Origin of the sequence: Pseudomonas sp. EA_65y_Pfl2_P74 (assembly GCF_963970575.1) — a bacterium.
Classification (GTDB): Bacteria; Pseudomonadota; Gammaproteobacteria; order Pseudomonadales; family Pseudomonadaceae; genus Aquipseudomonas; species Aquipseudomonas baetica_A.
The window spans coordinates 1-12,411 of the sequence record NZ_CAXAOQ010000009.1 but is presented as its reverse complement, the minus strand read 5'-3'; the positions used below and the strand labels follow the sequence as shown (position 1 = coordinate 12,411).

The following is a 12,411-nucleotide window of genomic DNA, read 5'->3' as shown; positions in this document are numbered from 1 at the left end:
CTGTGCAGTGATGGCCGTGAGCCCGCAATGACAATGACTTCAGAACTCCCCGCCGCTCCCGTTGCGGAGCCGCGCAAGAGTCGCAAGAACAATCCGGAAAAAACCCGCGAGAATATCCTGCAAGAGGCGATCGTCGAGTTCGTCCAGCAAGGACTGTCCGGTGCTCGCGTCGACGCGATCGCCGAGCGCATCCACACCTCCAAACGCATGATCTATTACTACTTCGGCAGTAAGGAGCAGTTGTACGTCGAGGTCCTGGAAAAACTCTACGGCGATATCCGCAACACGGAAAACCGTCTGCATCTGGACGAGTTGTCGCCGATTGTGGCGATTCGGCGTCTGGTGGAGTTCACGTTCGATCACCACGATCACAATGTCGATTTCGTGCGCATTGTCAGTATCGAGAACATCCACAACGCCGAATACGTGAAGCGTTCCGATGCGATCAAGGCAATGAACAACACCATCCTCGATTCACTGGGCGAGATCCTGCGTCGGGGTGTTGAACAAGGTGTGTTCCGTACCGGGCTCAATGCGCTGGACGTGCACCTGCTGATCAGTTCGTTCTGCTTCTATCGCGTGTCGAACCGCCATACGTTCGGTGAGATTTTTCAGATCGATCTGCCGGACGAAAGCATCAAGCAGCGTCATCGCGAGATGATCTGTGAGTCGGTGTTGCGTTACTTGCAGGCCTGACGCATTCCCCTTGTGGGAGCGAGCAAGCCCGCTCCCACAGGAGGATCGAGTTCAACCCTTCATGCTTTGAAAATGCGCCAGCATTCGCTGCGCATCCGGCACTACACCGCTGAACAGCTCAAACGCCTTCACGGCCTGAAACACCGCCATGTTGCCGCCATCCAGCGTGCGGCAACCCAAGGCGCGGGCGTTGCGCAGCAGTTCGGTTTCCAGCGGGAAATACACAATTTCCGCTACCCACAATTCCTTGCGCAGCAACTCCACCGGTACGGGCATGCCCGGCAGTTTGGCCATGCCCATCGGCGTGGTATTCACCAGGCCGTCCGCCAGACTCAGTGAACTGGGCAGATCATGTCCGGCCATGGCGCGAGCGAAACCGAAATGCTGATTGAGATTGTTGGCCAGACTTTCGGCGCGCTCGCTGTCGACATCAAAAATGCTCAGTTGCTGCACGCCTTCGCTCAGCAACGCGTGGGCCACTGCCGCGCCTGCGCCACCGGCGCCCATCTGGACGACACGTTCACGGGGCGCATCCTTCAGGCCTCGGCGAAAACCCTCCGCGAAACCCAGGCAATCGGTGTTGTGACCGACGCGTTTGCCGTCCTTCAACACCACGGTATTCACCGCGCCGATGCCACGGGCCTCTGGAGACAATTCGTCGAGCAGCGGGATGATCGCCTGCTTGCACGGGAACGTGATGTTCAAACCGGTGTAATTCATGCGCTCGGCGGCCAACAGCAGGTCGGATAGGGCGGTGCAGTCCACATGCAGTTGATCAAGATCGATGAGTCGATAGATATAACGCATGCCCTGCGCATCGCCTTCGTGTTCATGCAAGGCCGGGGTGCGAGAGGCCTGAATGCCGGCGCCGATCAGCCCGGCGAGTATCGCGTTGTGGCGGGACATCGGATTCACCCCTTCAATCGCTGGCTGAAATGTTCCAGGGCCAGGCGATAGCCATGGCTGCCGAAACCACACATCACTGCCGTGGCGATGGCCGAGACGAACGAATGATGACGAAACGGTTCGCGCGCATGGACATTGGACAGATGCACTTCGATGACCGGCAATTGGCTGGCAACCAGCGCATCGCGAATCGCCACCGAGGTGTGCGTCCACGCCGCCGGGTTGATCACGATCCCGGCGCAACGGCCACGGGCCGCGTGAATCCAGTCGAGCAGTTCGCCTTCGTGATTGGTCTGGCGAAACTCCACGGCCAGACCGAACTCCTCGGCGGCACGTCCACACAACGCAGCAATATCAGCCAGGGTTTCGTGGCCGTAAGTCGCCGGTTCACGGGTGCCGAGCAAGTTCAGGTTCGGGCCGTTAAGCACCAGAACGATAGGAGGCATGAGGGGAAACTCCACTTATTGTTTTTGGCTTTGGCTGAGGGGGGGGCAGCCAGTGGAGATAAAATGTACTAGATGGTTACTTGGGTCAATTGCACAGCTTTGCCGTGGGTTTTTTTTGTTCGGTGATCGCACAGTCAACACTTATCCACAAAAAAGCCGTCATCACGACGGCTTTCTCGTATCCGGTATCGGCATCAACGGCGGGTCAGCAACACACCCGATTCCATGTGATGCGTCCACGGGAACTGGTCGAACAACGCGCAGCGCGTGATGCGGTGCGTGTCGTGCAACTGGGCGATGTTGGCCGCCAGGGTCTGCGGGTTGCAGGAGATGTACAGGATGTTGTCGAAGCGCCGGGTCAACTCGCAGGTGTCCGGGTCCATGCCCGCGCGTGGCGGGTCGACGAATACGCTACCGAACTCGTAGCTCTTCAGGTCGATGCCCTGCAAGCGACGAAACGGACGCACTTCGTTGAGCGCTTCGGTCAGCTCTTCGGCGGACAGACGCACGAGGGTGACGTTATCCACAGCGTTTTCGCTGAGGTTACTCAGTGCGGCGTTGACCGACGTCTTGCTGATTTCGGTGGCCAGCACTTTGCGCACGCGGGTGGCGAGCGGCAGGGTGAAGTTGCCATTGCCGCAATACAGCTCCAGCAGGTCGTCAGTGCGATCGCTCAGTGCTTCGTAAGCCCAGTTCAACATCTTCTGGTTCACGGTGCCGTTAGGCTGGGTGAACGCGCCCTCCGGCTGGCGGTAGCTGAAAGTGCGGCCGCCGACTTCGAGTTTTTCTACCACGTAGTCGTGGCCGATCACTTCGCGTTTGCCCTTGGAGCGACCGATGATGCTGACCCCCAGGTCTGCCGACAGCTTGGTGGCCGCCGCCTGCCAGTGCTCGTCCAGCGGACGGTGATAGCACAGGGTGATCATTGCGTCGCCGGCCAGCGTGGTCAGGAACTCCACTTGAAAAAGCTTGTGACTGAGCGCCGAACTCGCCTGCCACGCGGCCTTGAGCTGCGGCATCAACTGATTGATGCGCAGGCTGGCAATCGGGAACGCTTCGATCAGGATCGGCGTGCGTTTGTCGTCCTGGGAGAACATCGCGTAGTGACGCTCGCCGGCCTCGCGCCACAGGCGGAATTCGGCGCGCAGACGGAAGTTCTGCAGCGGTGAGTCGAACACTGTCGGCTCGGGGGCATCAAACGGTGCCAGCAGGTCACGCAGGCGCGTCACCTTGTCTTCGAGCTGAGCGGCGTAGGCTTGGGAATCGAAAGTCATGCGTTGAACCAACCCAACTTGATCACGAACAGAATCGACAAAATCACCAGCGCCGGGTTCAGTTCACGGGCGCGACCGGACAACAACTTGATCGCGGTCCAGGCGATGAAACCGAACGCGATACCGTTGGCGATCGAGTAAGTGAACGGCATGGCCAGCGCGGTCACCACGACCGGGGCGGCAACGGTGATGTCTTCCCAGTCTATTTCCGCCAGACCGGAAGTCATCAGCACGGCGACGAACAACAGCGCGGGTGCGGTGGCGAATGCCGGAATGCTGGACGCCAATGGCGAGAAGAACAGCGCCAGCAGGAACAGGATCGCGACGACGACGGCAGTCAGACCGGTGCGGCCGCCCGCACTCACGCCAGCCGCGGATTCGATGTAGCTGGTGGTGGTCGAGGTGCCCAGCAGCGAACCGGCCATGGCGGCGGTGCTGTCAGCGATCAGCGCACGGCCCATTTTCGGCATGTGGCCGTCCTTGCCCATCAGGCCGGCGCGCTTGGCAACGCCGATCAGGGTGCCGGAGTTGTCGAACAGGTCGACGAACAGGAAAGCAAAAATCACGCTGACCAGACCGATGTCCAGTGCGCCTTTGATGTCCAGTTGCAGGAAGGTCGGGGCCAGCGAAGGTGGCATCGAAATCACACCGCCGAACGGGGTGAAGCCCAGGGCGATCGAGACGATGGTGACCGCCAGAATGCCGATCAGCACCGCGCCGCGTACTTTGAGTGCTTCGAGGGCGACGATCAGGGCGAAACCGAGGGTGGCGAGAATCGGCGCCGGGGCTTTCAGGTCACCGAGGCCGACCATGGTCGCCGGGTTGCTGACCACGATGCCGGCGTTGTGCAGGGCGATCAGCGCCAGGAACAGGCCGATACCGGCGGCAATCGCCGAGCGCAGCGGCAGCGGGATGCTGTTGATGATCCATTCACGGATGCGGAAGATCGACAGCAGAAAGAACAGCACGGCCGAAATGAACACCGCGCCCAGTGCCACTTGCCAGGTATGGCCCATGTGCAGCACGACGGTGTAAGTGAAGAAGGCGTTCAGACCCATGCCCGGAGCGAGGGCAATCGGATAGTTGGCGATCAGGCCCATGACCGTCGAACCGATCGCGGCGGCCAGACAGGTGGCGACGAACACCGCGCCCTTGTCCATGCCGGTCTCGCCGAGGATGCTCGGATTGACGAACAGAATGTAGGCCATGGCCAGGAACGTCGTGATACCCGCAAGAATCTCGGTTCGCACGTTGGTGTTGTGTGCCTTGAGTTGAAACAGCCTTTCCAGCATGTCTGCTCCCCGTGGCGCGCATGGCGCCGTGAATGTATCGACCTCAACAGCAAAGCACAGACCGTCGCAAGCGCCTGGAAAATTGTGATGGGCCGGAAAAAGCCGCGCATCATACCAGCAGCGTGGGCAATATGGCGGTTGTTGGTGTCGATCGTCGGCGAAGTTTTGCCGTGAGAGCAACTGCGCCATACTGCGCGCTGATTTTTGGGGACGGGGAACGCATGAGCATGGGCTGGGTAAAGGCTTTCGGAGTAATTGCTGGGCTGATGGTCGGGACATCGGCTGTGTGGGCGGCATCGGCACCGCCCTTGAGTGAAGTGAAAGTCATCAAGGTGCAATCGCCTGCCTGCGGTCTGGAGGACATCGCTGATGGCCAGACGCAAACTCAATGCAATCACAGCGGACCGAGCATCAAGGTCTACGTGCTGGAAGTCGGGTATGGTCAGAGTCAGCCGCATGCCACGTTGGACGGCTTCGAAGTGGACGGCACCCGGGCTCCGGTATGTGCCTTTGGTAACGGCAATCTGACCGAGTGCACGCCCGGCAGCAATACCGTCGGCTCCCTCTATACCTTTGATCTGAAAGGTAAGCAGGAGGGCACCTTCCTCTTCAGTAACACCTCGATCAATGCCCCACGCAACACGATGTCGACGCAGCTTTACATCAAGTAATGGCAGCCGCTGCGCGATCTGGAGGAAGCTGACTACGCTTTGAAGATCACCCAGCGGAAATCGCCCATGACCTTTAGAGCCCTGATTACCCTCGCCGAGGGGATCGATGACCTGCAAAGCGTGACCCTGATCGACGTGCTGCGCCGCGCCGGCATCGAAGTGATGGCAGCCAGCATCGAAGGACGGCGCATGCTGACCTGCGCGCGCGGTACCCGCCTGACGGCTGACGGCATGCTGGTCGATGTGCTGGCGCAGACTTTCGATCTGATTGTCCTGCCGGGCGGCGACGTCGGTTCACAACACCTTTCGGCACATCAGCCGCTGCAGCAACTGCTCAAGGATCAGGCCAGCGCCGGGCGCCTGTTCGCCGCTATCGCCGAAGGCCCGGCAGTCGCCTTGCAAGCCTTCGGCGTTTTGCGTCAGCGACGCATGACCTGCCTGCCGGGCGTCAGTCATCAATTGTCGGGCTGCACGTTTGTGGATCAACCCGTGGTAGTTGATGGCAACTGCATCACCGCCCAGGGTTCTGGTGCTGCGCTGGAGTTTGCGCTGGTGCTGGTCGAACAACTTGGCGGCAAGGCTCTGCGGGGGAAAGTGGAGGGGGCGTTGCAGGTTTGACGAGCGCTAAACCTTCGCCTCTTCCACCAACTCCGTCATCCGGTCCCGTTTGGCCAGGGTCGGGAACAGTTTGATCCATGTTCCGGTCACCACCAGTGTGCCGATCCCGCCCATCACCACCGCCGGCACAGTACCGAACCAGTGCGCGGTGATGCCGGATTCGAACTCGCCCAACTGGTTCGAGGCGCCGATGAACAGTCCGTTGACCGCACTGACCCGGCCGCGCATTTCGTCCGGTGTTTCCAGTTGCACGAAGGACGCGCGGATCACCATGCTGATCATGTCCGCCGCGCCGAGCACCACCAACACCGCCAGCGAGAACCAGAACGAGGTCGACAGGCCGAAGGCAATGGTCGCGACGCCGAAGACCCCGACGGCGGTGAACATCACCCGGCCGACGTTGCGCTCTACGGCAAACCGCGCCAGGAACAGTGACATCAACAAGGCGCCCACGGCGGGCGCCGAACGCAGCAAACCCAGGCCCCACGGACCGGTCAGCAAGATGTCCTTGGCAAATACCGGCAGCAGCGCCGTGGCGCCACCGAGCAACACTGCAAACAGGTCAAGCGATATCGCTCCGAGGATGTCGGGACGGCTGCGAATGAAACGAATCCCCGCGAGCAGCGAATCAAGCGTGGCTTTGCCTTTGTTCAAGGGCGTTTGTCGTGCAGGCAGGTTGAGCATCAGCGAGCAGGCAATGACATAGAGAATCACCGTCGGGCCATACACCCAGACGCTGCCGAACGCATAGAGCAAGCCGCCAAGGGCCGGGGCGACGATGGTTGCGGATTGTTGCGCCGATTGCGCCGCCGCCACTGCACGCGGGAACAGCGCACCGGGCACGATGCTCGGCAGCAGTGCCTGGGTGGTTGGCATCTCGAACGAGCGTGCGGCACCGAGCAGAAAAGCGAGGATAAAGATCATTTCCCGGGTGACGTGATCGGTGGCGCTGCCAATTGCCAGCGCCAGCGCAATCAACGCTTGCAGCGACTGACAGATCGCTGCGACCTTGCGCCGGTCATAGCGGTCGGCGACGTGTCCGGTGTGCAACATGAACAACACACGCGGGGCGAACTCGACCAGGCCAACCAGACCCAGATCAAGCACGTTGCCGGTCAATTGATAGAGGTTCCAGCCAATGGCCACGGTGAGCATCTGAAAACCGCTGGCGGTAAAGATCCGGGCCAGCCAGAACGCAAGAAAAGGGCGGTGGTGACGTAACAGCAGGGGCTCTTGGCTGGGCATCTGAAGGCAGGTCTGGCTGGTGGGGAATCGCGAGATTATCACCAGTCTGTAACAGGAAGTTGCCAAGGTAGAAAATTTAGTTAGCCAGACATCGACTTTCTTTCAGGGCACAGATCAACGCATCGCTGGGGCGCCAAGGTGATGAGGCAACTTGTCACGCGGCAAACAACCACGCCGTTCATCACTCAAAATGGGACTACTCTTTCAACGTTGCATGATCCAGATCAAAACCCTGAGCGGAATTGATCCGGTGGCCCGTTGGCCAGACTCCCTGCGTTGCGATGGTTGTTAAAAAAGAACGAATCAGAATTCGCCGCACTCCATATCCGTGGGGGCAGTAGGCGTTGGGGCCACAAGCCCCACAGCCGGTATTACCTGACAGAGGAAGACTTATGTTCGGTTTAGAGGCACTCGATCTCGCCCGAATTCAGTTCGCGTTCACCGTCTCGTTCCACATCCTGTTCCCGGCCATCACCATTGGGCTGGCGAGTTACCTGGCGGTACTCGAAGGCCTGTGGCTCAAAACCCATAACGACACCTACCGTGACCTTTACCATTTCTGGTCGAAGATCTTTGCCGTCAACTTCGGCATGGGTGTGGTCTCCGGGTTGGTCATGGCTTATCAATTCGGTACCAACTGGAGTCGCTTCTCTGATTTCGCTGGCGCCGTCACCGGGCCGCTGCTGACGTACGAGGTGCTCACGGCGTTCTTCCTTGAGGCCGGTTTCCTCGGGGTGATGCTGTTCGGCTGGAACAAGGTCGGACGTGGCCTGCATTTTTTCTCCACGGTGATGGTGGCCATCGGCACGCTGATTTCAACGTTCTGGATTCTCGCTTCCAATAGCTGGATGCAAACCCCGCAGGGCTTCGAAATCGTCAACGGTCAGGTGATCCCGACCGACTGGTTTGCGATTGTCTTCAACCCCTCGTTCCCGTATCGCCTTATGCACATGGCCACGGCGGCGTTCGTCGCGACCGCTTTTTTTGTCGGCTCCTCGGCGGCCTGGCATTTGCTGCGCGGCAAGGACAATCCGGCCATCCGCACCATGCTGTCGATGGCGATGTGGATGGCGTTGATCGTTGCGCCGATTCAAGCCGTCATCGGTGACTTCCATGGCCTCAACACGCTGGAACATCAGCCGGCGAAAATCGCTGCGATTGAAGGTCACTGGGAAAACAAAGGTGACGAAGCCACACCGCTGATTCTGTTCGGCTGGCCGGACATGAAAGAAGAGAAAACCAAATTCGCCGTTGAGATCCCGTACCTCGGCAGCCTGATCCTGACCCACTCGCTGGACAAGCAGGTGCCGGCGCTCAAGGAGTTCCCGCCGGAGGACCGGCCTAACTCGACCATCGTCTTCTGGTCGTTCCGGGTCATGGTCGGCCTCGGCTTCCTGATGATCTTCACCGGTTTGTGGAGCCTGTGGCTGCGCAAACGCGACACGCTGTATACCTCGCGGCCATTCCTGTACCTGGCGTTGTGGATGGGGCCGTCCGGCCTGATCGCGATCCTCGCGGGCTGGTTCACTACGGAAATCGGTCGTCAACCGTGGGTGGTTTACGGGTTGATGCGCACGACGGATGCGTCCTCCAACCACAGCTTCATGCAGATGAGCATCACGCTGATCATGTTTGTGGTGGTGTATTTCGCGCTGTTCGGTACAGGTCTGGGCTACATGATGCGTCTGGTGCGCAAGGGGCCGATAACCGACGAAGGCAAGGAAACCAACGACGGTGGTCCTGGCCAGAAACGTACGCCGGCCAGGCCGCTGTCGGCGGCTGACGACGATGGCGCCGAGGCTGACCACAGCCCCACCCTGAGCAAGGAGATTTGAATCATGGGTATTGATCTTCCGCTGATCTGGGCCGTGATCATCATCTTCGGCATCATGATGTACGTGGTCATGGACGGCTTCGACCTGGGGATCGGGATTCTCTTCCCGTTCATCCCGGGCAAGACCGACCGTGACGTAATGATGAACACCGTCGCCCCGGTGTGGGACGGTAACGAAACCTGGCTGGTGCTGGGCGGTGCGGCGTTGTTCGGCGCGTTCCCGCTGGCCTATTCGGTGGTGCTGTCGGCGTTGTACCTGCCGCTGATTTTCATGCTGATCGGTCTGATCTTCCGTGGCGTCGCGTTCGAGTTTCGCTTCAAGGCCAAGGACGATAAACGTCATCTCTGGGACAAGGCGTTCATCGGTGGTTCGGTGGCGGCGACGTTCTTCCAGGGCGTGGCGCTCGGTGCGTTCATCGATGGTCTGCCCGTGGTCAATCGGCAGTTCGCCGGTGGCTCACTGGACTGGCTGACGCCGTTCACGCTGTTCTGCGGTGCCGCGTTGGTGGTGGCTTATGCCTTGCTCGGCTGCACCTGGCTGATCATGAAGACCGAAGGCAAGCTGCAAGAGCAGATGCACAACCTGGCGCGGCCGCTGGCCTTCGTGCTGTTGGCGGTGATCGGTATTGTCAGCCTCTGGACACCGCTGGCCCACCCGGAAATCGCAACACGCTGGTTCAGCATGCCGAACCTGTTCTGGTTCATGCCGGTGCCGATTCTGGTGTTGATCACGTTGTACGGCTTGATCCGCGCCGTGGCGCGCAACGCCAACTACATGCCGTTCCTGCTGACCCTGGTGCTGATCTTCCTGGGCTACAGCGGTCTGGGCATCAGCCTGTGGCCGAACATCGTGCCGCCGTCGATCTCGATCTGGGACGCCGCCGCGCCGCCGCAAAGTCAGGGGTTCATGCTGGTGGGTACGTTGTTCATCATCCCGTTCATCCTGGGTTACACCTTCTGGAGCTACTACGTGTTCCGCGGCAAGGTGACTCATGAGGACGGTTATCACTAGTCGTGACCACGAAGGCGTCGCCAGCGGCGCCATCGCCCCCAACCGGAGGATGAAGCAATGCCCGGCAAACATTCCCTGCACGACATCGAAGAGGCTGAAAAAAAACCGCTATGGCAGCGGCTCGGCTGGTTGGCCATGATCTGGGTGGGCAGTGTCGGTGCGCTGTTTATCGTTGCCAGCCTGATGCGCATGTTCATGAACGCCGCAGGCCTGACCACTCACTGAATCACTTCGTCCCGGCGCCTTCGGGTACGGATTTGCAACCCTCCTGACGGAGGGTTTTTTTTCGTCTTGCGGATTACTTGCGGGCCTTGAGAATCACGAACTTCGGCGTTGCCGCCACCTGCTCGACACCCCGGAAAAGTCGCGCCAGTTTGCTGTGGTAACCCAAGTGACGGTTGCCGACGATGTACAGCGCACCACCGACCACCAGCGCTTCGCGAGCCTGCTGAAACATGCGCCAGGCAAGGAAGTCGCCCACCACTTGCTGCTGATGGAACGGCGGATTGCACAGGATCACATCCAGCGATTGCGCTTCCTGCCCGGCCAGACCATCGCCGGCCCGCACGATCACGTCGCGATCTCCCAGCGCGGCGCGCCAGTTCTCGGTGGCCGATTGCACCGCCATGAACGACTCGTCGACCAGCGTGTACTGCGCGTCGGGGTTTTGCAAAGCACTGGCTATCGCCAAAACACCGTTGCCGCAGCCGAGATCGGCAACCCGTGCGCTACCCAGACTCTTGGGCAAATGCGGCAAAAAGGCGCGGGTGCCGATGTCCAGGCCTTCACGGCAGAACACGTTGGCGTGGTTGAGCAATTCGATAGACGGTGTGTCGAGACGATAACGCGATGGGTAGGGCGACACCGCCGGTGTCTTTGCTTCTGGTGTGGCGATGAGCAATCGGGCTTTTTTCACTGCCAGTGAAGCTTGCACCGGGCCGATGTAACGTTCCAGCAGATCACCGGCAGCGCGTGGCAGATGTTTGACCATCGCCGCAGCGATCACTTGCGCGCCGGGAGCCAGTTGCCCATGCAGGCGAATGAGTTGTTCTTCGAGCAAGGCGAGGGTTTTGGGGACGCGGATCAGCACGCGGTCGAAGGGCCCGACCACAGGCTCGCTGGCCGGAATACCGCAGATCGCATCGAACGCTTGGCCGTTGCGCAGCAGGTTTTTTTCCAGACCTTGAAAACCCAGAAACGAATCACCGCTGCTGGTCACTTGCACCTTGCCCAGCAGGCTGGCGGCCAGTGCGCCGAAGCTGTCGTTGAGCACCAAGATTCGGGTGTCGGCCGTCGGTTGCTGTGCGGCCAGATGGTTGAGCAAGTATTCGTCGGCCGCATCGAAAGCCTGCAGTGGTTCGTTCTGCTGTTCGGGCTGGCGGATCAGGTCGAGTTGGGCGAAGGGCGTATCGAGCAAAGGCATGGGGCGGGGACTCAGGGTGATCAACGGGTATCCCGCAGCCCTGGTGTCATGCGGCGGAACCGATCAAGTGAACTGCAACGCAACAAAGCTTCACGTTATCACTCAGAAAGGCCACAAATGGTACGTTTTTTTCTCCGCAAATACCCGTGAGTTTTAATCCGGATGCAAGGCAACGCTTTAGATGATTCCGGCTCTGGCGGCCGCGATGACGGCGGAAATCTTGTTGCAGACGTTGAGTTTCTCGATCACGTTTTGCACGTGATAGTTCACGGTGCGTTCGCTCAAGCTGAGGATTTTCGAGATCTCATAAGCCGTTTTTCCACCGGCGGACAATTGCAGAACCTCCAGTTCTCGTGGCGAAAGGTGTGGTTTGTCGGATTTGGCCGGATTCACGGGCAGGGTGCGGGCGAACAGTTCGCTCAAGTGACTCGCGGCGTAGAAGATATAACCAAAGTGCTCGTACAACTCGAGCGGACTGATCGGGCAGTGCTTGCGTGCAAGGCTGATAATGCTGCACAACCCCGTATCTTCATGATGGAACGCCTGGGACCAGCCATATTGCAGTTTGTGCTCCTTTAACGCCTCCCATAGTCGCGGCGTATCTGCAAAGACTGTTTCATTCCATACAATCGGCATGACGGAGTGATTGCAATGCGCTACTACTGGGTCAATTACGCTGAATTTTTGTTGTTCATATTGCTGGTTCCATTCTTTGGGGTAGTTGTTGATATTAAACGCATCAAGATGCACTTCCTGGTCGGGTGACGTGACCGAAATTGCACAGAAATTGAAGCCAAGATTTTCGGCGAATCTGAGCAGAATCGGATAAGCGGCATCTATCCCTTTAGCGAAAGTCAGTTGCCTTAACCCCCGGTGTCAGGATAGTTGTCGCCTCTCCGGTTTTTCCAAAAAAAGCATATCGGGGGCGGAAAGAGACTGGTCGTGCCGTACTATTCACCTGAACGCAGAGCCGCATTACTTAAGATGCTGCTTC

13 protein-coding genes are annotated in these 12,411 nt (G+C 59.3%); 6 read left to right on the top strand and 7 right to left on the bottom strand.

The annotated features are described in order from the left end of the window. Positions 1 to 27: 27 nt before the first annotated feature. The gene (locus tag AACY18_RS08855; RefSeq protein ID WP_339431402.1) at positions 28 to 696 is read left to right on the top strand and encodes a TetR family transcriptional regulator; all 669 of its coding nucleotides are present in this window, start codon (positions 28 to 30) and stop codon (positions 694 to 696) included. A 51-nt stretch (positions 697 to 747) separates the two neighbouring features. Here the strand turns inward: AACY18_RS08855 and AACY18_RS08850 are convergent, their stop codons facing one another. The 4 genes from AACY18_RS08850 to AACY18_RS08835 all read right to left on the bottom strand — a co-directional run bounded on the left by AACY18_RS08850 (position 748) and on the right by AACY18_RS08835 (position 4,614). Next, on the bottom strand, positions 748 to 1,602 hold the full coding sequence (locus AACY18_RS08850; protein ID WP_339464703.1) for a shikimate dehydrogenase: 855 nt from the start codon (positions 1,600 to 1,602) through the stop codon (positions 748 to 750). A gap of 5 nt (positions 1,603 to 1,607) precedes the next feature. Continuing rightward, positions 1,608 to 2,048 carry a type II 3-dehydroquinate dehydratase gene (gene aroQ / locus AACY18_RS08845; RefSeq protein WP_339431404.1) on the bottom strand — a complete coding sequence of 147 codons (441 nt, stop codon included), beginning with the start codon at positions 2,046 to 2,048 and terminating at the stop codon, positions 1,608 to 1,610. 194 nt (positions 2,049 to 2,242) lie between these two features. After that, positions 2,243 to 3,322, bottom strand: coding sequence for a tRNA (uridine(54)-C5)-methyltransferase TrmA (gene trmA, locus AACY18_RS08840; RefSeq protein WP_339464702.1), 1,080 nt, complete (start codon positions 3,320 to 3,322; stop codon positions 2,243 to 2,245). Next, on the bottom strand, positions 3,319 to 4,614 hold the full coding sequence (locus AACY18_RS08835; RefSeq protein ID WP_339464701.1) for an NCS2 family permease: 1,296 nt from the start codon (positions 4,612 to 4,614) through the stop codon (positions 3,319 to 3,321). Before AACY18_RS08835 ends, trmA begins: the two co-directional genes overlap by 4 nt. Positions 4,615 to 4,835: 221 nt before the next feature. On the opposite strand from AACY18_RS08835, the gene AACY18_RS08830 reads away from it, so the two are divergent. Both AACY18_RS08830 and AACY18_RS08825 read left to right on the top strand, forming a co-directional pair. Then, positions 4,836 to 5,285 (top strand): DUF4879 domain-containing protein, encoded by a 450-nt coding sequence (locus AACY18_RS08830; RefSeq protein WP_339431422.1) that lies wholly within the window; start codon positions 4,836 to 4,838, stop codon positions 5,283 to 5,285. A gap of 66 nt (positions 5,286 to 5,351) precedes the next feature. Further along, positions 5,352 to 5,903 (top strand): DJ-1 family glyoxalase III, encoded by a 552-nt coding sequence (locus tag AACY18_RS08825; RefSeq protein WP_339431407.1) that lies wholly within the window; start codon positions 5,352 to 5,354, stop codon positions 5,901 to 5,903. Positions 5,904 to 5,909: 6 nt separating this feature from the next. Here AACY18_RS08825 and AACY18_RS08820 read toward each other — a convergent pair whose 3' ends face one another. After that, positions 5,910 to 7,148: an MFS transporter gene (locus tag AACY18_RS08820; RefSeq protein WP_339431408.1), complete on the bottom strand. Its 1,239-nt coding sequence runs from the start codon at positions 7,146 to 7,148 to the stop codon at positions 5,910 to 5,912. 392 nt (positions 7,149 to 7,540) lie between these two features. On the opposite strand from AACY18_RS08820, the gene AACY18_RS08815 reads away from it, so the two are divergent. Genes AACY18_RS08815 through AACY18_RS08805 form a run of 3 tightly spaced genes read left to right on the top strand, consistent with a single transcriptional unit; the run spans position 7,541 to position 10,219 of the window. Continuing rightward, complete coding sequence (locus tag AACY18_RS08815) at positions 7,541 to 8,983, top strand: cytochrome ubiquinol oxidase subunit I (RefSeq protein WP_339431409.1); 1,443 nt, start codon at positions 7,541 to 7,543, stop codon at positions 8,981 to 8,983. A gap of 3 nt (positions 8,984 to 8,986) precedes the next feature. Then, a complete protein-coding gene (gene cydB / locus AACY18_RS08810; RefSeq protein WP_339431410.1) occupies positions 8,987 to 9,994 on the top strand; it encodes a cytochrome d ubiquinol oxidase subunit II in 1,008 nt (335 codons plus the stop codon). Between the two features lie 57 nt (positions 9,995 to 10,051). Continuing rightward, positions 10,052 to 10,219 carry a DUF2474 domain-containing protein gene (locus AACY18_RS08805; RefSeq protein WP_221730131.1) on the top strand — a complete coding sequence of 56 codons (168 nt, stop codon included), beginning with the start codon at positions 10,052 to 10,054 and terminating at the stop codon, positions 10,217 to 10,219. 73 nt (positions 10,220 to 10,292) lie between these two features. Here the strand turns inward: AACY18_RS08805 and AACY18_RS08800 are convergent, their stop codons facing one another. Together AACY18_RS08800 and AACY18_RS08795 are read right to left on the bottom strand one after the other, a co-directional pair. Further along, the gene (locus AACY18_RS08800) at positions 10,293 to 11,417 is read right to left on the bottom strand and encodes a class I SAM-dependent methyltransferase (RefSeq protein ID WP_339431411.1); all 1,125 of its coding nucleotides are present in this window, start codon (positions 11,415 to 11,417) and stop codon (positions 10,293 to 10,295) included. A gap of 177 nt (positions 11,418 to 11,594) precedes the next feature. After that, a complete protein-coding gene (locus AACY18_RS08795) occupies positions 11,595 to 12,275 on the bottom strand; it encodes an autoinducer binding domain-containing protein (RefSeq protein ID WP_339464768.1) in 681 nt (226 codons plus the stop codon). Positions 12,276 to 12,411 lie beyond the last annotated feature (136 nt).

What these genes read in the sequence shown, in the direction of transcription:
- AACY18_RS08850 (WP_339464703.1), bottom strand. Translation starts at nt 1,602, where the DNA reads ATGTCCCGCCACAACGCGATACTCGCCGGGCTGATCGGCGCCGGCATT.
- AACY18_RS08815 (WP_339431409.1), top strand. Translation starts at nt 7,541, where the DNA reads ATGTTCGGTTTAGAGGCACTCGATCTCGCCCGAATTCAGTTCGCGTTC.
- AACY18_RS08835 (WP_339464701.1), bottom strand. Translation starts at nt 4,614, where the DNA reads ATGCTGGAAAGGCTGTTTCAACTCAAGGCACACAACACCAACGTGCGA.
- AACY18_RS08800 (WP_339431411.1), bottom strand. Translation starts at nt 11,417, where the DNA reads ATGCCTTTGCTCGATACGCCCTTCGCCCAACTCGACCTGATCCGCCAG.
- aroQ (WP_339431404.1), bottom strand. Translation starts at nt 2,048, where the DNA reads ATGCCTCCTATCGTTCTGGTGCTTAACGGCCCGAACCTGAACTTGCTC.
- AACY18_RS08820 (WP_339431408.1), bottom strand. Translation starts at nt 7,148, where the DNA reads ATGCCCAGCCAAGAGCCCCTGCTGTTACGTCACCACCGCCCTTTTCTT.
- AACY18_RS08855 (WP_339431402.1), top strand. Translation starts at nt 28, where the DNA reads ATGACAATGACTTCAGAACTCCCCGCCGCTCCCGTTGCGGAGCCGCGC.
- trmA (WP_339464702.1), bottom strand. Translation starts at nt 3,322, where the DNA reads ATGACTTTCGATTCCCAAGCCTACGCCGCTCAGCTCGAAGACAAGGTG.
- AACY18_RS08830 (WP_339431422.1), top strand. Translation starts at nt 4,836, where the DNA reads ATGAGCATGGGCTGGGTAAAGGCTTTCGGAGTAATTGCTGGGCTGATG.
- AACY18_RS08825 (WP_339431407.1), top strand. Translation starts at nt 5,352, where the DNA reads ATGACCTTTAGAGCCCTGATTACCCTCGCCGAGGGGATCGATGACCTG.
- cydB (WP_339431410.1), top strand. Translation starts at nt 8,987, where the DNA reads ATGGGTATTGATCTTCCGCTGATCTGGGCCGTGATCATCATCTTCGGC.
- AACY18_RS08805 (WP_221730131.1), top strand. Translation starts at nt 10,052, where the DNA reads ATGCCCGGCAAACATTCCCTGCACGACATCGAAGAGGCTGAAAAAAAA.